The sequence below is a fragment of the Mesorhizobium humile genome, from assembly GCF_033977215.1.
GTDB classification, from domain to species: domain Bacteria; phylum Pseudomonadota; class Alphaproteobacteria; order Rhizobiales; family Rhizobiaceae; genus Mesorhizobium; species Mesorhizobium humile.
The window spans coordinates 145,828-163,866 of record NZ_JAVIIV010000005.1; the positions used below are offsets into that span (position 1 = coordinate 145,828).

Consider the following 18,039-nt stretch of genomic DNA (forward strand, 5'->3'; position numbering starts at 1 on the left):
GGTCGCGCAGCCGCTGGAATTGCCCCAGCGCGGCTCAGCCTCTGATGCGTTCCCCTTTGGGGTCATACCAGCTCTTGAGCTGCGCCCGCGCCGGATAGCGTCTCCAGGCGATCTCCACTTCCAGCGGCATCGAGGCGAGGTAGGCGTCGGTGACGCCGTCGGCGCACTCGACATAGGCCATGCCGAGCGACGCGCTGAGGCGGTGCCCGTAGGCGCCCGAAGTGACCGAGCCGATGATGCGCCCGTCGCGCCAGACCGGCTCGTGGTGATAGAGCAGCGGCGCGGACTCGTCCTCCAGCCGCAGTTGCACCAGCCGGCGGCGTATCGGGCCGGCTTCCTTCTGGCGCAGCAGCGCCCCGCGCCCGATGAAGCCGCCCGGCTTGTCGAAGGCGACCGAGAAGCCGAGCCCGCCCTGCAGCGGCGAGTCCTCCTCGCCGATGTCGTGGCCCCAGTGGCGATAGCCCTTCTCCATGCGCAGCGAGTTGATGGCGAAATAGCCGCCATGACGCAGCCCGAAGGCGGCGCCCGCCTCGACCAGCCGGTCGAAGACATGGGCGGCGAATTCCGCCGGCATGTAGAGTTCCCACCCCAGTTCCCCGACGAAGGTCAGCCGGCTGGCGCGCACGCGGGCGTAACCGAGGTCGATCTCGCGGCTGGTGCCGAACGGAAAGCCGGCGTCGGAGAAATCGTCGGGCGAAACCGCCTTGAGCAGGTCGCGCGCCTTCGGTCCCATCAAGGCCAGCATCGGCAGGCCCGATGTGATGTCGCGCACGAAGACATGGGCGCCCTCGGGGATATGCCGCGTCAGCCACGTGAGATCGCGCCGCTGCGATATCGCGATCGTCACCACCATGAAGGTGCTTTCTGAAAGCCGCGTCACGGTCACGTCGGCCTCGATGCCACCGAGCTCATTCAGCCATTGCGTGTAGACGACGCGGCCGACCGGCGCATCGATATCGTTGGCGCAGATACGGTTCAGCACCTTCAGCGCGTCGCGTCCCTCGACCTCGTATTTGACGAAGCAGGAATGGTCGAACAGCGTGACGTTCGTTGCCGTGTTGCGGCATTCGGCGCCGGTGAGGTCGAACCAGTTCTGCCTTCCGTAGGAATATTCGATCTCAGGCTTCATGCCCGCTCCGGCGAAGAAGCCTGGCCGTTCGAAACCGGCAGCCTCGGTCATGAAGGCGCCTTCGGCAAGCAGCCGGTCGTGGAAGGGGCTGCGCCTGATGCCGCGCGCCGTAGCGAACTGGCGGTAGGGCCAATGCATGTCGAAGAGCAGGCCGAGCGTCTCGGTGGTGCGGTCGTGGAGATAGCTCTTGTTGGACTGGAAGGAGATGGTGCGGCGCACGTCGACGTCGGCGAGGTCGACCGGCGGGCGGCCGTCGCGGATCCATTCTGACAGTGCCTTGCCGACGCCGCCCGACGATAGGATGCCGATCGAGTTGAAGCCGCAGGCGCAGAACAGCCCGGCCACCTCCGACGTTTCGCCGATCAGGTAGCGGTCGTCGGGCGTGAAGCTTTCGGGGCCGTTGAAGAACAGCTTGATGCCAGCCTCGGCCAGCAGCGGCACGCGCTTGGTCGCCATCTCCAGGATCGGCTCGAAATGCTCGAAATCCTCCGGCAGGGAATCGAAGCAGAAATCCTCGGGAATGCCCTTGTGGCCCCACGGCTTGGCGTTGGGCTCGAAGCAGCCGAGCAGCAGCTTGCCGGCGTCTTCCTTGTAGTAGGCGCACTCGTCGCCCATGAACAGCACAGGCAGGTTGCGCGGCAGCTCGGGGATCGTCTCGGTGACGATGTAGAAATGCTCGGCCGCGTGCAGCGGCAGCGTCACGCCAGCGGTAGCGGCGAGATCGCGCGACCACATGCCGCCGCAGATCACCACTCGCGAGGCGCGGATCTCGCCCTTGTCGGTGACGACGCCGATGGCGCGGCCGTTCTCGACCAGGATCTTGTTCACCTTCGTATTCTCGAAGATCCTGCCGCCGCGCATGCGAGCGCCCCTGGCGTAGGCCATGGTGACGTCGGCCGGATTGACCTGGCCGTCATGCGGAAACCAGAAACCGCCGACGATGCCATCGAGGTCGATCGGCGACCAGCGCTCCTTGATCTCGCCGGGGCTGACCTTTTCGACCGGCAGCCCGAAATTGCGACCCATCGACGCGCCCCGCGCCAGTTCTTCCAGCCGCGCCTCGGTGCGGGCAACGCGCAACGAGCCGCGCCGCATGAAGCCGGTGGCCTGCCCTGTCTCTTCCTCGAGGCTGGCGAACAGCTCGCCGGTGTATTTGGCTAGCTCCGTCATCTGGCGCGTGGCACGCAGTTGCGTGACCAGGCCTGCGGCATGCCATGTCGTGCCGCAGGTGAGCTGCTTGCGCTCGCACAGCACCACGTCGGTGATGCCGAGCTTGGTGAGGTGGTAGGCGATGGAACAGCCGGCTACGCCGCCGCCGACGATCACCACGTCGGCGCGGTCGGGAAAATGATTGGAGGTTGTGTCCGTCACCTTCTGGCTCCTCGATGTCAGGATTTTTGTGGTCGCGGCGCCGCCGCGTCAGCCATGCGGCGCGCCGGCGGCATGGTCGCGGGGCTTCGCCCAGGCAAAGCGCCGCTCGAAGCGCTTCTGCAGCGCCATCAGCGCGTAGACCATGGCCAGATAGTAGATGGAGGCGACGGCGTAGTACTCCGCATAGCGGAACGACGAGGCGACGCTCTGTTGAGTCACCGCCATCAGTTCGGTCAGCGAGATGACCGAGGCGAGCGACGTGGTCTTCAAGAGGCTGATGAACTCGTTGACCGTCGGCGGCAGCGCGACGCGCAGCGCCTGCGGCACGGCGATCAGGAAGAACACCTGCGGCTTGCGCAGGCCGAGCGCGGCGCCCGCCTGGTATTGTCCGCCGTCCACGGCGCTGAGCGCAGCGCGGTTGATCTCCACCTGGTAGGCCGCCTCGTTCAGCGTCAGCGCCACGAAGGCGGCGATGAAGGGCGAGAACCAGGGCTCGCGGAAGACTGGCGATATCTGCGGCAGGCCATTCCAGACGAAGAGCAGCAGAAGCAGCGCAGGCAAGGCGCGGAACAGGCCGACATAGGCGGTCGCGGCCCAGCGCAGCCAGGCGCGCTTGCCGTCGAGCGCCAGCGCCAGCGGCAGCGACAGCAGGATCGCCGCCGCATGGGCTAGGATTGTCAGCGCCAGCGCGATCAGCGCGGCCTGGAAGAAGGTCGCGGAAAAGAGCGCCGACCAGAACAGATCCGTGTTGAAGCTCACCGCGGCCTCGTCCGCTGACTATTCGCCGACGCCCGTTACCGTCGAGGGCGGCAGCTTCCACTGCTCCGCGATGGTCTTCATCGTACCGTCGGCCATCAGCGCCTTGACCGCGTCGGCCACGGCCGCCTGGTCGGCGGCGTCCTTGCGGAAATAGGCCGCGTACTGGTCGGCGGCGCCGGCCGAATAGAGGATCTTCAGTTCGCCCGGCTGCTGCAGGTCGCGATAGGCGAATTCGGTGTCCTGGCTGATCGTGCCGACGGCGCGCCCGACCATCACCTGCTGGATGGCGTCGGTCTGCTTGGGATAGGTCTGCAGGACGATCTTGTCGCGGCCCGCCTTGGCGAGGTCGTCGTTCACCTTGTTCAGAAGGTCGATGTAGGAGGTGCCGCTCTGCACGGCGACGACCTTGCCGGAGAAGTCCTCATAGCTCTTGTAGGCGGTGCCGTCATCGGCCTTGCCGATCATGACGACGCCGGTCTTCAGGTAGGGAACGCCGCTGAACTTCTCCAGCCGCTCGGGCTTGAGCAGGGCGCCGCTGATGACGATGTCGCAGCGCTTGGATTCGAGGCCCGGCAACAATCCGTTGAAGTCCATCGCGGTGATGTTGGCGTCGACCTTCCAGTGCGCGGCGAGCGCCTTGACGACATCGACGTCGATGCCGACGGGCGGCTGGCCCGGCGTCTTGACGAACTCCATCGGCGGGAAGGTCGGGTCGACGCAGGCCTGCAGCTTGCCGCCAGCGATGAAGCCCGGCCCCTCGGCCATGGCGGGCGTGGCGACGAGAAGTGCGAGAAGGCAGATCAGTTTTCTGGACATTGGTTCACCTCTGGGTTCGGGCTCTTGGCGGCCTTGCATCAGGCTTGCTTAAAGTTCTTACATAGTCAACATAATTCGCTATAAACGAACATCCTCAAGCGCGCCCTTGCCGGCTATAGCTGTGGCATAGTGCTTGGAAACATCCCGAATCAGAGGAGGCGTTCGTGTCAGATTCACCATCCAGCCGGCGTCCCGCCCCCAATATCGGCAGGCTGCTGCGCGCGCGACGGCGTGACCTCGACATGACGCTGGACGAGGTGGCAGGCGCCGCCGACCTGACGAAGAGCTTCCTGAGCGACATCGAGCGCGACAAGACCTCGCCGTCGGTTGCCTCGCTGGTGCGCCTGTGCGAGGTGCTGGCGCTGCCGGTGGGCGACCTGTTCACGCCGGCGCGCTCGGGCGTCGTGCGCGCCAACGACCGACCGCCCATCCGCTTCGGCGGCACCGGGGTTTGCGACTATCTTATCTCGCCGGCGGAGGCGAAGCGGCTGCAAGTAATCTTCTCCGAGATCGAGCCCGGCGGCACCGGCGGCGAGAAGCTCTACACGCTGGCCTGCGAGGAGGAGTTCGTCTTCGTGCTGGAAGGCGCGATCCGCATCGTGGTGGAGGACACCACCCACGAGCTCGGCACGGGAGACTCGATCGCCTTCGATCCGCGCCGTGCCCACACCTTCGCCAACGCTTCCGCGACCGAGCCGGCCAAGGCGCTGTTCGTGCTGACGCCGCCGCCGCGTTGACGGCGGCGCGCGGCATGGCATGGCGCCGGGCCGCCTCACGCCGGCTTGTGTTCCGGCTTGTCGGTCCGCATGCGGTCCGCCATCAGGCAGATCATCTCGAAGGCCACGACCATGGCGTTCATCGCGGTGATCTGGTTGGGGCTGTCCTTGGTCGGCATCAGGCAGACGATGTCGCCGCCGACGATGTTGAGCCCGCGCAGGCTCTGCAGGATGCGCACCGCGTCGCCGATCCTGAGCCCCGGATAGCCCGGTTCGATGTTGGATACGCCTGGGCCGTCGGCGGGATCGAGCACGTCGAGGTCGAAGGTGACGTAGACCGGCGCGTCGCCGACGCGGTCGCGCACCTGGCTCGCCACCTTCTCCCAGCCGTCGCGCTCGATCTCGTCCATGCCGATGACGCGGTAGCCCAGTTCTTCGCTGGTGTTGCGCGAACCCGGCGTGCCGACATTCGGGCGGATGCCGATCTGCGAGGAGCGCGTCGGATCGACATTGCCTTCGGTGGCGGTGTAGCTGCTCCAGTGCGCCGCCGAGCGGCGGTTGCCCAGCCAATGCGGCAGGTGATGGTAGCTGTCGGTGTGGGAATCGAAATGCACCAGCGCCACCGGCTTGCCGTCCGTCATCGGCGAACCCGGGCCGGCCACCGCCTTGAGCAGCGGCCCGGTGATGGAGTGATCACCGCCGATCGACACCAGGCGGGTGCCGGCCGCGGCGAAGCGCTTCGCATAGAGCTCGATATGGCGAACGCTGGTGTCGTTCACCATCGCTTCCGGCAGCGGCACGTCACCGGCGTCGACGATCTTGCAGACATCCCACGGCACGAAACCGAAACGGCCATGACCGCGCCGGTAGAGCGCCGAGACATGACGCACGGCGCGGGGTCCCAGATGCTGGTCGCGCTCGGTCGAGCCATTGCCCGAGGAGTGCGGAACGCCGAGCACAGCGATCTCGCTGCCCCCCGGTTCCTCGTCCCAGGGCGCGCGGAAGAAAGTGGGGATGCCCCACCAGTACCAGCGCTCCATCTCCTTGCGCGCGGCGGCCCAGTCCACGGTGTCGGCTTCGGTCAGACTCATCATTGGTTCCGTATTTACGAATATTGTTCTCCAACAGCGTACCAACGATCTCCGAAACGTCAAGCGGCGCCACAGCGAGACTCCGCCATAGCCTTGCGGGTACGGATCCGTCGGATCGAGATAATAAGGGCCGGAACAAGATTTGCTTTCCCAGACACGCTAAGGTCGAACGAAGCACAAACATCTGTTTGTCCTCCGGATAAGGTTGCCAACTCGATTGCGATCGATCTTGCAGCGACAATAGGCTCGGCTCCTTCATAGCGAGGAGCGAACGAATGGTCCGAAGAAGGTTGGTCAATGCGGCGGAGGCAGAGGTTCTTTGGCCTTCCGGCTGACGAGGATAGTCTGCTGCGGCATTACACTCTCGATCCAACTGACAGGTTGGAATGTCAGGTGCGTCGCCGCCCGCATAGCAGGTTGGGCTTCGCCATCCAGCTTTACGTTATGCGTTATACTGGGCGCCAGGCCCAGCACGGGCTCACTCAACATAACGCTGGTCGTTCATGGATGTCTCCGTCAATTGCCGTCGGAAACAAGATGGTCGCTGACCTCAGCAAATGGGATGCTGCGTCGACTCGGACTTCCACTGTTTTATCCACGAACGGATGCTGCTCAGCCGCGCCCCTCCCTCATTCTTCAGCGCAATATCGGCACCGTCCGCTCCGCGCGAAAAATTCAATGGTAGTTTCTATCTTCTGTCTGCCGACGCTCTATCTCCCGATAGAGCAGAATGATCATCACCATCTCGGCGCTACCGACGGGCGAGGTACGGGGAACGGTTTCCAGCAGCCGTTCGAGCGTGGAGCCGTCCATGCCCGAGAGATGCGCCTTGATGGCCTCAATGCTGTCGCCAAGCGCAGCAAGTAATTGTGCCGCTATTTGCATCTAACCCATTGTCCAAGCCGGTGACGGACGCGACACCACGATATAGTCGCGACCGAAAACGAAGGTCTCAGAATCGATCAAAATCGAACGAAATACCTTCGGCGGTGTCAGGGCCATAGTGCCCCTGTTCAATTTCGCATTTCTCTACCTGAACGGAAGCACGCTTTTCCTGAGTCTGGCTAACCTTGATTGAAATACGCCAGACGAAAGGTGCAGATTGAGACGATTCGCGCAGAAATGCGCAGTCGATGCAGCTGCATGAGACACTGCCCCGGACAAACGCCGCCCTCCGCCTTCGGTGAGCCTGTCACGACGGCGCCGCGGCTATGCCGGCCTTGGCCGCGGAATAGGCGGCCTCGCCTTCATTGGACACGTAAGGTCGGGTCACCGGACGGATCGGCCGGGTTCCTGCGTCTCGCCGTGGCATGTTTCGGTAGAGAGCGAATGGGCCGGTACAGCCGGCCCATTCCCAATCAATCCTCCGCAACGGGTGCCGGGATCTCATCCGGCAGGGTTTGCCGTCCAACCCGGTCGGCAACGAGCATCGAAAGCATCATCTCGACAAGGCCGTTGGCGGCCCCCTTCTCGCCGCCGGTAGCGCCGATCTGGATCTGCGGCACGAGCGGCAGCCTGCCATTCTCGATCGCCTCGGCGAAGCGCATGAGAACCTGCGAGTTGAGCTGATAGTCCGGGCCGCCGAAGGCCGCGACCTTCTTCTCGGTGGCCTCGGCCTCCGCCAGACCGATGGCGCGCACCTTCTCGGCCTCCGCAAAACCAGTCGCCTTGATGCGTTCGGCGTCGGCAAGCGCGACAGCCTTGATCATGTCAGCCTCGCCCTGGCCGGCGAGGCGCACCTTCTCGGCCTCTGCTTTGGCGGTGACCTGAATGGTTTCCGCCTCCTGGCGGGTGCGGGCGAGTTGCGCCTTGCCCTCGTTCTCACTGATCTCGATGGTAAGTGCCGACGTCGTGATCTTGGCTTGCTGTTCGGCGAGCGCCTCTTTCTCACGCAACGTGCGTTCCTGAGTGGCAGCCCTCTCCTGCAATTTGTAAGTCTCGACCTTTTCGACTGCGATCTGGCGCTCGCGCAGCTGGATCAGGATCTGCTCTATGCTGTTCTGGCCATTGGCGGCACGGGGCGTACCAATCAACACTTCCTGCAGCTCGAGGCTGTAGGAATTGAATTTTTCGCGCATCTCCTCGCCCGATTTGCGCTGGATATCGCTACGCTCCTGCAGAAGCTGGATCAGCGTCTTTGTCTGGGCGATATTCTTGAAGTAAGCAGAAACCATCGGATCGAGCGTTTGTTCGACCAGCCGCTTGATGTCACCGAAACGCTGCACCACGAGCGGCGCCTTCATATAGTCGATATGCACGACGACGGAGAGCGGCAGCACAGGCTCGAACGCATCCTTGGTGATCAAAGACACCTCCGACAGGTTCTCGTCCAGCCTGTGTTCGCCAAACTGCTCCTTCGTCCATTTGAGCACGAAGTTGGTGGTCGGCACGGTGATGATATTGCCGGCATAGGTGTTGAACGCATACTTGCCTGGCAGCAGCGGCGTCGACCAGACACCGCGTGAGCCGACTTCGACCAGCTCGCCGTGACGGTATGCCTGACCGGATAGGTCCGTGCCGTGGCGGCCATTATAAGAGACGACGACACCCACCGTGCCGACGTCGATGACTGTCTTTCCGACCAGTTCGACGGTCGCGAAAATGCGGTTGAGGAAGTAGCTGCCGTCGGCCAGCACCTGCAACTGCCGGCCACGGTAGCCACCGGCATTGAGAAACTTCTCCGGGTCCTGGAAATTGTTGTGAAAGTTCGGGTCGTTCGGATCGTTGGCCACGGTCGGCGCGATGATCTCGCCGTCCGGCAGGGCCGGACCGTCATGGATGGTGACGATACCGATCATGTCCTCGGCATTGTGGATGACGACCGGCTCAAAGCCGCCCCGCTCCGAGATCATGCTCGACATATTGGCAAAAAGGCTTTGTTCCGACGCGCTCAGATTGACGGCATAGGTCGACTGGGCGGTGAGCACGATGAATTGTGCGAGATTGATGGCATAGGTGCCTTCGCGCAAAATCTTGCGCTGCGGTCCTTTCTGTCCGCCTTTTTCGAGAAAGCCGCGCACATCTTGGAAATCATCGGCCTCTGTGTTGGAGGCAAGTGTCTGCGTCGGAGGCAGCGGCTTGCCATCACGGGCAAAGACGTAGCCGATCTGGCCCTGCGGTATGGTGACGAGATTGGCGCGATGCATCGAATATTGGAACGGCATGAAGAAATGCAGGCCGCCGCGCACGACTTCCGGCTGGTAACCTGCCTCACGATTCAGCGCAATGAAGCCATCCCTGACGGAGCCGCGAAAGCTCCATAGTTTTTCCAGGATGCCAAGCCTGTCATTCGGGATGTAGCGAACCATGCCGCTCCGCCAGAACAGGATCGCCAGCACGATAACCGGCACGGCGATCTCGATCGCCGTCCATTTCATCGGGCCGAGATATTCTAGGGCTTCCATCTCTTGTCTCCTATGGGCGCTCGGGTTCGTTCACCCGACGGCCACCCGGCTGGTGTTGGTCATTTAAGCGGGGAGATTGCGCACCGACGCGCTCGACGCACTAGGCGCGTGTCGAACGTTTGGGCTGCTCGTTGTATCGGAAAATGACCGCGCTTCCCGAGTCCCCCATGAGGGAGCGTGGCCGACAGCGATGTTACATCGGTTTTGCCTTGATAGACATAACGTCAAACAACGTAGGGATCGCGCCTCCAGGTTTAAAGATATTCCGTGCGAAAATCGTATAAATCACAGAAACGGCATCTCGCGGTACACTACGGGCTCACTCCAGATGAATACCGCGAGAAAAGCCAGAATACCCGATGGTTGCGCCGAACTACAGAGGCTCAAAGATCTTCGCTCGCGAAGGCGGCGGAGCCCGGACCCAAACCGTTGCCGAACCCTCCGCCAAAGAGCTCCTGCCAAGCACAAATCTAGGTTAAGGCAAGATTTGGGAGCGCCTGACCTCGGGCCCTCTGGTTATTTTGATGCTTTAGACTGAGCGCCACCGATAGCAGAAGAGTGCCTCCTAGATAGTCTCACGATGTAGCGCCCTCCCGCTACCGTCTCCTTACATTTTTGGCTTTCGCGCTCAGGATTATCCCTTGCGTTCCTGCAGGATGTTGCCGCCGTCCACGACCAGAACGGCGCCGTTGACGTAGCTCGCCGCGTCGGATGCCAGGAACAGCACGGCGGCCGCCACTTCCGCGGGGCTGCCGGCGCGGCCAAGCGGGGTGTTGCGCGCGGCGACTAGCTCCTCCTGCGTCGAGGCGCCCGTCGCGATCCAGCCAGGCGCCACGGCGTTGACGGTGACGCCGCTGCGACCGACCTCAAGGGCAAGCGCATGCGTCAGCCCGATCATGCCGGCCTTGGCCGCCGAATAGGCGGCCTCGCCTTCATTGGACACGTAAGGCCCCGTCACCGAGGCCATGTTGACGACGCGCCCATGGCCTCGCCGCACCATGCCGGCCAGAAATCCGCGCGTGCTCAAAAAGGCGGTTTTCAGGCTGACGTCGATGCCGCGGTCCCATTCGCTTTCGCTGAGGTCGAGAAACCGCCGCTGCAATGCCGGCTGAGCGACGGTGCCCATCCCGGCATTGTTGACGAGGATGTCGATCTCGCCGGCCTCGGCGCTTAGCCGCTCGACATCACTGGAGAGCGTCAAGTCGGCCACCACAGCGCGGACGTCCAGCCCATCCGCCCGCAATTCCTCCGCTCGCTGCTCGACCCGTGCGGAAGAAGCGGTGAGGGTGACCGAAAGACCGGCCTCGCCCAGCGCCCGCGCGATCGCCATGCCGATGCCGTCAGCGGCGCCCGCGCCGGTCACCAGAGCCTTGCGGGATTTGCGAAACACGATCATTTGCTCTCCAGAGTGCGGATGCCGGCATGCCCGGCGCGGGCAATCATAACCGCGATGAAACCGATCCCACGCGGGTTCAATAGCCGGCGCTGACGCCGAAATCGATCGAAAGCGCGGCCCCAGTGATCGGCGCCGCGCCCGGTTGGCAAAGGTAGTGAATGAAGGACGCAATCTCCTCCACCTGGATGAACCTTGCTTTGTCCCCTTGCGGATAGTGCCCCAGGAGCCGGCGCTTGTAGCCGTCGGGATCGTCCGCCCCATAGGTCTTGGCCTGATATTCGATCATCGGCGTTGCCGTGTCGCCGGGACAGACTGCGTTGACCCTGATGCCTTGCGGCGCGAGTTCCAGGGCGAGAGCCTTGGTCAAAAGCACCAGCCCGCCCTTCGAGGCGCAATAGACGGCCGCCCCATTGTTGCCGACGATGCCGGCGTCGGAGGCGATGTTGACGATCACGCCTTGCGCCGTCGACAGATGCGGGATGGCCGCCGAGATCAGGAAGAACGCGCCCTTGAGGTTGACGTCCAGCACCAGGTTCCACTGGTCCTCCTCGACCTCGTTCGCTGGCCCCTCGAGCCAGACCCCTGCGGCGTTGACGAGAATGTCGATCGCGCCGCCCCAGTCCCTGGCCTTGCCCACCACGCCGCGGCAGGCGGCGACCGAGCGGATGTCGAGCGGCAAGCCGATAGCGTCCGCCCCGGTCGCGGCAATCCGCGCCACGGCGGCGTCGAGCTTGGGGCCGGCAAGATCGGCGAGCGCGATCCGCTCGCCGTCGGCGGCGAAACGCAGCCCGGTCGCCAAACCCATTCCCCCGGCGCCGCCGGCGATGAGGACCGTCCTTCCAGCCATTCGACAACCTCCGCGAAACGCAGCCCGACAAAGGCAACCACGTCATTGAGCCATGTCGCATGGACCAGCGAGGCAAAACAATGATCTCAGCGCGCGATCAGCCCAGCTCGAGCGTCGTGACGCCGAAAACCGTCGAGGGGGCGTCGCCGGGCTTGCCGCCCTTGTACATGCGTGTCGTCGTGAAGCCCGCAACCATGCCGGCGGCCTGAAGCATGGCGGTGAATTGAACCTGGCCGGCCGGCACGTCGATATGCAATTCCTCGCCGGCGGTTGCGTCCGAGAGGTCCGCCACCATTGCCAGGGCGAGCTGCGTCCTGTCGGCGAACAGCGGCCCGACCTTGAAACCCTCCCGGCACCGGCGCGCCACGGCATAACCGGCGATACGGTCGGATCCGGCTGAGAGCAGCGCAATCCTGGGCTGCCGCAGCCACTCGCCAAGGAAGACCTCGCGCGGCGCCGGGAAGCACTGGCGGTCGTAGGCAAATATCCCGGCCATGTCGGCGGCCGTCACCGGCCTTATCTTGCCGCCCCCAGACAAGCCGGCGGGGCGGCCACTGTAGCGGACGGTCTCGTAGGCAGGCGCGAAGCCCATGCGCCGGTAGTTGGCCCGCTGCTCGGCCACTCCGTCGAGACCGATGATGCGGTTGCCGAGGCGCGCAATGCCCGCGCTCCAGACCGCCTTGCCGTGACCTTCGCCACGCCGGTCGGGCCGACAAATATAGAGGCCGATGAAGCCGAAGCCCGAGCCGTATGCGACGGCCGAAATGCCTGCCACCATCTCGCCACCGACAAAGGCGCCGATGAATCCATCCGGATCGGCCGCTCGAAACGCCGTGGCATCGTCCATCCCCGGATTCCAGCCCTCCCTCGCCGCCCAGTCGACAAGCGTCTCCACTTCGCTGGCGGTCAGGGTCCTGATTGATCTCGGCATCGTTTCACTCTGTGGCAAAGGCCGCACCATGCTCGGCCATCGATCGCCACGATAGGCCGCCATCCGCGGGCTGCAAAGGCCGCGCCGAGTATCGATATCGGCGCACTATCGACCAGCGCCGGGCTGCCCGGCCAATGCCGGCGCGCAAATGTCGGCGACCGTTCCGACGGCACGGCAGAATGTGGCATCATCGAAGCGTGGATCCTCGACGATCGCCTGCGGGTCGGCGCCAGGCGCGGCCCCTGAGAAGACGACCGGCAGCGGAGCGCCGTTGCCTCGGGCTGCAAAATTATGGCCTACCGTGCTTGCGACCTCGGTTGTCGGCACGACCCCGCTCGCCTGTACCACCAGATTCGCACCGACATAGCTCAGATCGTAGTTCGCCGAGGCACTCAGGCTGCCTTGCTCGATGGCATAGCTGCCAGGGCCGCTTGCGGTGGTCGCTTCGGTCGAAAGCGCTCCGGTGAGCGTATTGCCGGCGGCCAGGCCCAGCCCGCCGATGCTGTAGGTAAGCGGGGGATTGGCAGCACCTTGCGGCCGGCTCTTGGCATCGGCCGTGACGATAATGGCCCGCTTGGCGATGCTGAAATCGGCGCCGACGAAGGTGATGTCGTAGTTGGAATTTGCGGCACCCGTCAGCATACCCTGGCCGATGGCGTAGCTACCGGCGTTCTCACCCGTTTCGCGATCGAGATCGCCGACCAGCGCAACGCCGCTACCGAGGTCGCTATAGGTGTAGCTGTAGGACGACGGGTCGGCGTTGCCGTAGATCTTGCCCTGGCCGGCCGTCGCCGCCACCGTCACGGCCCGTTTGCCGATGGTGAAGTTGTCGTCCTCGAACGTGATGTCATAGTTCGAATTGTTGGCATCGGTCAGTGTGCCCCGCCCGATCGCATAATCGCCGACATTTTCGCCGGCTGCCCGATCGAGCGTGCCGAAAAGCGCCACCCCGCTGCCGAGGCTGCTGTAAGTGTAGCCGTAGGACGACGGATCGCTATCGCCATAGGTCTTGCCCTGCCCGGCATTTACCGTCACCGTCACGGCCCGCTTGCCAATGGTGAAGTTGTCGCCCTCGAACGTAATGTCGTAATTCGAATTGTTGGCGTCGGTCAGCATGCCCTGATCGATGGCGTAATTGCCGGCATTCTCGCCCGCCATACGGTCGAGCGCGCCGACCAAAGCGACGCCGTTGCCGAGGCTGCTGTAGGTGTAGCCGTAGGACGACGGATCGCTATCGCCATAGGTCTTGCCCTGCCCGGCATTCACCGTCACCGTCACGGCCCGCTTGGCGATATCGAAGTCGGCGCCACCTTCAAAAGTGATGTCGTAGTTCGAGTTGTTGGCGTTGGTCAGCGTGCCTTGGCCGACGGCATAGTTGCCGACATTCTCACCGGAAGCCCGATCGAGCGAGCCGACAAGCGCCTCGCCGCTGCCAAGGTCGGAAACCGAATAGGTCAGGGTCGGATCGGTATCACCATAGGCCTTGCCCTGATCGGCATTGACCGTGACGGTGATGGCCCGCTTGCCGATGGTGAAATCTGCGCCGACGAATGTTATGTCGTAGTTCGAATTGTTGGCATTGGTCATCGTGCCTTGGTCGACGGTGTAGCTGCCGACGTCCTCGCCGGCTTCCCGGCCGAGCGAGCCCGCCAGCGCCACGCCGCTGCCGAGGTCCGAAACCGAATAGGTTAATGCAGGATCCGCATCGCCATAAATCTTGTGCTGATCGGCATCGGCCGTGACCGTGACCGTGCGCTTCGCGACGGTGAACAACCCGGCACTGTCGAAGGCGAGCCCATAGCCGTTCAGGACAGTGATATCGCCAGCGCCGACGGTAATCGTGTAAGTCCCAGCTCCGAGCTGCTGAGTGGCAAGCGGATTGGGGGTGGAGAGCGACGGCGCGCCGGTGAAAGTGTTGCCGGCGCTGTCGCCGAGATAGGCATTGGCCGCCCCTGCCCGATAGCCCGACACCGTGTAGGTCAATGTCGGCATGGCGGTATCGCCGTAGGTCTTCGAAGTATTTTGGGAGGTAAACTTCAGCGTCGGCTGGTAGGCAAAGACATAGCGATTGCCGCTCGCGCTTACCGTAGCGCCGGCCGCCGTATTCCAGATCGCCGTGTTGTTGCTGTTGAGATTGCCGAACGTGTTGCCTGTCGGCGCGGCCGCGTAGACCAGCCAGCGTCCGCTGGTCGCGGTCACGGCATCGCTGCCGCGGCTGTTGATGAACTTGCCGCCTGCCGCCAGCACCGGATCGGTACCGCTGACCTTGGCTGCCGCGGCGATCGTCAGGTCGCCGGACGTCTGAAGCTGGACCTGACCCGTCGTACTGGCGCCGGTCGTCGTCACGCCGCGCGCGCTTCCGGCGCTGCCGATGACGAGGCCGCCGAGATTCGCCAGGTTGACCGATCCGGCATTGACGGCGACCGTGCCGACCTGGTTGCCGGCATTGGTCAGGTTGAAAGCGCCCGTGCCGCCAAGCCATAGCGAGCCTGCGCTCAGGCTACTCGTCTGCGTGACCGTGCCGTTCGACGACAGCGCCAGAGTGCCGCTGCCGGTCGACACCGTCTGATCGAGCGCGAATGTCGTCGACGCCGTCTCGATCTGCCAATTGGCAAAGGACAGACTGCCGACATAGGTCGATCCGACGGTCGTCGCTGCAATGTCTTGCAGCGCCGAAAGCGACGTGACCGAGCTGTCGACCTCATCGAGGCGCCAGTTGCCATAGACATTGAGGTTGGCGACATTGCCGCCCGACAGACCCGTCCGGAGCGTCACCGCGTTCTGCGCCCCGGCGGCATCGGGGCCGCCGTCCTGTACGGTATAGACGAGCACGCTGCTGCCGATCGTGCCGTTCGGCGTCGCGATGTAATAGTAGCCGTTGACGCCGGTGGACACCGTGCCGAGGTCGACGCCATTGGCGACCGCCGTGACGAGCCCTGGGTTCTTCACATAGATCGGCTGACGCGTACCTGACGACAGCGGGGTGACGCCGCTATCCTTGTAGGCGATGCCGGAGATCGCCTGCACCCCGTTCGGATAGAAGCTTTTCAGATAAGGGTAGAGGCCGCCCGAACCGCCGCCGAAGGCGGCGCTCAAACCGTTGACGCCGCCGTTCTGGAAGTCGGCGGTGGTAAGACCGATCACGCTGCCCGCGTTGCTGCCGCTGCCAAAGGCGTTGCTCAAGCCCGACGTCGTCATGTCAAAGGCGCCATTGGTGACGGCGCCTATATTGTAGCCGACCAGCCCACCGATCGTTGTCTCGCCATAGGTCCCGCTGGCCGGGCCGGTTGAATAGGCGTCGCTGATCAATCCCATATTCAGGCCGACAAGCCCACCGACAAACCTCGACCCGAGGACCCAGCCATACGAATAAGATTGGCTGATTGTCCCGCCGGTGCCGTTGGAGCCGACAAGCCCGCCAACGCTATTGAAGTCGCGCGCGTTGACGCCGACCGTGGAGAAGGATTGGGTGATCGAGCCATCATTCTGGCCGACCAATCCGCCTGTTGTACCGGCGCCATGGATCTGCCCGCTCGCCCACACGCCGGAGATCGAGCCTTTGTTCCAACCGGCGATGGCGCCTGTGAAGCGGGACGCCATGACGGAGGCATCGACAAGCCCGACATTGCGCACCACGCCGCCACCGCCGATATAGCCGAACAGGCCGGCATAGTTTGCCCCGCCCGGTGTCGAGCGCAGGTAGTCGATGGTGTTGCCAAGGCCGTCGAACGTGCCGTTGAAGCCGTTGCCGCCGTTCAGGATGTTGGTGTTGCCGTCGGTGCCGAGCGGGATGAAGGCCTTGACGCCGTTCCAGTTGTAGGTGTCGCTGGCATCGATGGTGTTGGCGAGCGCATAGCGCCCGCTGAGATCACTGTTGATCGCCTGTAGCCCGTTGATGTCGTAGATCAGCGTGTAGCTCTGACTGTTGACCGACAGCGCCTGCGCGCCCGGCGTGCCGGTGAAAGTGGCCGACGCGCCGAGCGCATAGGAGATCGTGCCGCCGGAGCCGCCATCATTGGTGACCAGCGCCAGGCCACCGACGCCGCCGATCGTGGCATTCGCATTGAAGACGATCGAGTGATAGGCGTCGAGCGTCAGCGTGTTGGCGCTCCACGCGATAGGCACGGCAATTGTGATGTCGCCGGCCTGCGAACCGCCACTGCCCGTCGAGATGGTGACGTTGGCGCTCGCGAGCAGGTTCTGCAGCGTCGTGACGTTGATGACGCTGTCATTGGTGTTGGCGCTCATGCTGCCGCCGGTGTTGCCGGCGGCATTGGAGATGGTGACGTTGTAGGGATCGAGCAGCAGGTCGCCCGTGTCGCCGAAGCGTGCGCGCAGATCCGCCGAGCCGGTGAAGTCGAGGCGCTGCTTGCCGGAGACTTCGACGAAGCCGCCATTGCCGCTGATATCGCCGCCACGCGCCGAGATCTTGCCGGCGAAATTCGTCCGCTCGTCCGACCAGACGATGATCGTGCCGCCGTCGCCATTGCCGGTCGCATCGGCGCTGATCGTCGTGTCCTTGTCGATCTCGGTCGTTTCGGCATGCTGCAGCGTGCCGGAGCCCTGCTTGTCGCCGCCGATCCTGACCGCGCCGCCGCCATCCTTGCCCGAGGCATCGACAACAGCGCCCTTGAGCTTCAGCTTGCGGCCGGTGATGGTCACCTTGCCGCCCTTGCCGCCGGCCTTGGCCGAAGCGCCGAGCGTACCGGACACTTCGACCGAGCCGTCGCTGCCGCCAAGCACGATCTCGCCGGACTGCCCGGAGACGGTGCGCGCCTCGACCAGCCCCGACATGTTGACGGCCTGCCGCGCCGCTTCCTTGGCGGCAGCGGCCTTGATCTCGACGCGGCCGCCATTGGCGCTGATCACGCCCGAATTGGAGACCAACGCACCCGTGCCGTCCGCCTTGGTCGGCACCGCCACCTGGAGAAAGCCATCGCCGGAAAGATCGAGCGTCGCCTCCTCGCCGGAGCCCAGCCCGACCTTGCCGAGCGGCACGCTGATGGTGCCGGAATTGTCGACACTGCCGCCGATCAAGGCCGCATAGCCGCCCGGGCCGATCGAGACGGAGCCTTCGTTCGAAACGGCGGCGGAAGCGCCCTTGCCCTTGAACGTGAGCCTTCCGGCCTTGAAGTCCTCGTCGTCGATGTCGAGTGAGGAGCCGACGAAGCCGGCGGCGCTCACCTTGCCGGTCTTGGAGATGGCGATGCCGTTCGGGTTGACCAGGAACACCTGGCCATTGGCGTTGAGCTGGCCGGCAATGGTCGACTTGGTGTTGCCGGTGACGCGGTTGAGCATCACCGAGGACGATGTCGGCTGGTCGATGTCGACGCGTGCGCCGGCGCCGATGGAAAAGCTCTGCCAGTTGACGATGGCCGAATTGGTCGACTGCTTGATCGCAAGCTGCGAGGCAGACGGCTGGGAGATGGTCACGCCGCCCGACGCGACGCTGCCGCCCGTCGGCAGTTCCTGCGCCCTGGCCGAGGTGAAGCCGACAAGCGCCGTCGAGGCGAGCAGCAGCGCCGTCAGCGGCAGGTTCGCGGTGCGAAGAAGGGGAAATGTGTCGCGCATGGTAGGAC

General features: G+C 64.1%; 12 protein-coding genes and 1 pseudogene. 3 read left to right on the plus strand and 10 right to left on the minus strand.

Annotation, left to right across the window (positions count from 1 at the left end; all coding sequences use genetic code 11):
• Positions 1-34 precede the first annotated feature (34 nt).
• From RFM52_RS10585 to RFM52_RS10595, 3 genes are read right to left on the minus strand one after another with little or no spacing between them, the layout of a single operon-like run.
• Positions 35-2,500, minus strand: a complete 2,466-nt coding sequence (locus RFM52_RS10585; RefSeq protein ID WP_320293248.1) for a GcvT family protein — start codon at positions 2,498-2,500, stop codon at positions 35-37.
• 48 nt (positions 2,501-2,548) lie between these two features.
• Positions 2,549-3,259: an amino acid ABC transporter permease gene (locus RFM52_RS10590; RefSeq protein WP_320293247.1), complete on the minus strand. Its 711-nt coding sequence runs from the start codon at positions 3,257-3,259 to the stop codon at positions 2,549-2,551.
• Between the two features lie 18 nt (positions 3,260-3,277).
• Positions 3,278-4,075, minus strand: coding sequence for a transporter substrate-binding domain-containing protein (locus tag RFM52_RS10595; protein ID WP_320293246.1), 798 nt, complete (start codon positions 4,073-4,075; stop codon positions 3,278-3,280).
• Positions 4,076-4,239: 164 nt separating this feature from the next.
• On the opposite strand from RFM52_RS10595, the gene RFM52_RS10600 reads away from it, so the two are divergent.
• Entirely contained in the window at positions 4,240-4,812 is a 573-nt protein-coding gene (locus RFM52_RS10600) for a helix-turn-helix domain-containing protein (RefSeq protein ID WP_320293245.1), read from the plus strand.
• 35 nt (positions 4,813-4,847) lie between these two features.
• Here the strand turns inward: RFM52_RS10600 and RFM52_RS10605 are convergent, their stop codons facing one another.
• Positions 4,848-5,882: an arginase family protein gene (locus RFM52_RS10605; RefSeq protein WP_320293244.1), complete on the minus strand. Its 1,035-nt coding sequence runs from the start codon at positions 5,880-5,882 to the stop codon at positions 4,848-4,850.
• 275 nt (positions 5,883-6,157) lie between these two features.
• Between RFM52_RS10605 and RFM52_RS10610 the strand changes: the two are divergent.
• Positions 6,158-6,344, plus strand: a pseudogene (locus tag RFM52_RS10610) (DUF4158 domain-containing protein); the annotation flags it as partial.
• A gap of 213 nt (positions 6,345-6,557) precedes the next feature.
• Here the strand turns inward: RFM52_RS10610 and RFM52_RS10615 are convergent.
• Both RFM52_RS10615 and RFM52_RS10620 read right to left on the minus strand, forming a co-directional pair.
• Positions 6,558-6,767, minus strand: a complete 210-nt coding sequence (locus RFM52_RS10615; protein WP_320293783.1) for a hypothetical protein — start codon at positions 6,765-6,767, stop codon at positions 6,558-6,560.
• 473 nt (positions 6,768-7,240) lie between these two features.
• Positions 7,241-9,286 carry an SPFH domain-containing protein gene (locus RFM52_RS10620; protein ID WP_320293243.1) on the minus strand — a complete coding sequence of 682 codons (2,046 nt, stop codon included), beginning with the start codon at positions 9,284-9,286 and terminating at the stop codon, positions 7,241-7,243.
• A gap of 267 nt (positions 9,287-9,553) precedes the next feature.
• On the opposite strand from RFM52_RS10620, the gene RFM52_RS10625 reads away from it, so the two are divergent.
• Positions 9,554-9,760, plus strand: a complete 207-nt coding sequence (locus RFM52_RS10625; RefSeq protein ID WP_430699203.1) for a MucR family transcriptional regulator — start codon at positions 9,554-9,556, stop codon at positions 9,758-9,760.
• 160 nt (positions 9,761-9,920) lie between these two features.
• Here RFM52_RS10625 and RFM52_RS10630 read toward each other — a convergent pair whose 3' ends face one another.
• From RFM52_RS10630 to RFM52_RS10645, 4 genes are all read right to left on the minus strand, one after another.
• On the minus strand, positions 9,921-10,682 hold the full coding sequence (locus RFM52_RS10630) for an SDR family NAD(P)-dependent oxidoreductase (protein WP_320293242.1): 762 nt from the start codon (positions 10,680-10,682) through the stop codon (positions 9,921-9,923).
• A 76-nt stretch (positions 10,683-10,758) separates the two neighbouring features.
• On the minus strand, positions 10,759-11,529 hold the full coding sequence (locus RFM52_RS10635) for an SDR family NAD(P)-dependent oxidoreductase (RefSeq protein WP_320293241.1): 771 nt from the start codon (positions 11,527-11,529) through the stop codon (positions 10,759-10,761).
• Between the two features lie 97 nt (positions 11,530-11,626).
• Positions 11,627-12,460 carry a GNAT family N-acetyltransferase gene (locus RFM52_RS10640; RefSeq protein WP_320293240.1) on the minus strand — a complete coding sequence of 278 codons (834 nt, stop codon included), beginning with the start codon at positions 12,458-12,460 and terminating at the stop codon, positions 11,627-11,629.
• A gap of 105 nt (positions 12,461-12,565) precedes the next feature.
• Positions 12,566-18,031, minus strand: a complete 5,466-nt coding sequence (locus tag RFM52_RS10645) for an MBG domain-containing protein (protein ID WP_320293239.1) — start codon at positions 18,029-18,031, stop codon at positions 12,566-12,568.
• Positions 18,032-18,039: the final 8 nt, after the last annotated feature.

What these genes read in the sequence shown, in the direction of transcription:
- RFM52_RS10630 (WP_320293242.1), bottom strand. Translation starts at nt 10,682, where the DNA reads ATGATCGTGTTTCGCAAATCCCGCAAGGCTCTGGTGACCGGCGCGGGC.
- RFM52_RS10645 (WP_320293239.1), bottom strand. Translation starts at nt 18,031, where the DNA reads ATGCGCGACACATTTCCCCTTCTTCGCACCGCGAACCTGCCGCTGACG.
- RFM52_RS10620 (WP_320293243.1), bottom strand. Translation starts at nt 9,286, where the DNA reads ATGGAAGCCCTAGAATATCTCGGCCCGATGAAATGGACGGCGATCGAG.
- RFM52_RS10595 (WP_320293246.1), bottom strand. Translation starts at nt 4,075, where the DNA reads ATGTCCAGAAAACTGATCTGCCTTCTCGCACTTCTCGTCGCCACGCCC.
- RFM52_RS10615 (WP_320293783.1), bottom strand. Translation starts at nt 6,767, where the DNA reads ATGCAAATAGCGGCACAATTACTTGCTGCGCTTGGCGACAGCATTGAG.
- RFM52_RS10635 (WP_320293241.1), bottom strand. Translation starts at nt 11,529, where the DNA reads ATGGCTGGAAGGACGGTCCTCATCGCCGGCGGCGCCGGGGGAATGGGT.
- RFM52_RS10640 (WP_320293240.1), bottom strand. Translation starts at nt 12,460, where the DNA reads ATGCCGAGATCAATCAGGACCCTGACCGCCAGCGAAGTGGAGACGCTT.
- RFM52_RS10605 (WP_320293244.1), bottom strand. Translation starts at nt 5,882, where the DNA reads ATGAGTCTGACCGAAGCCGACACCGTGGACTGGGCCGCCGCGCGCAAG.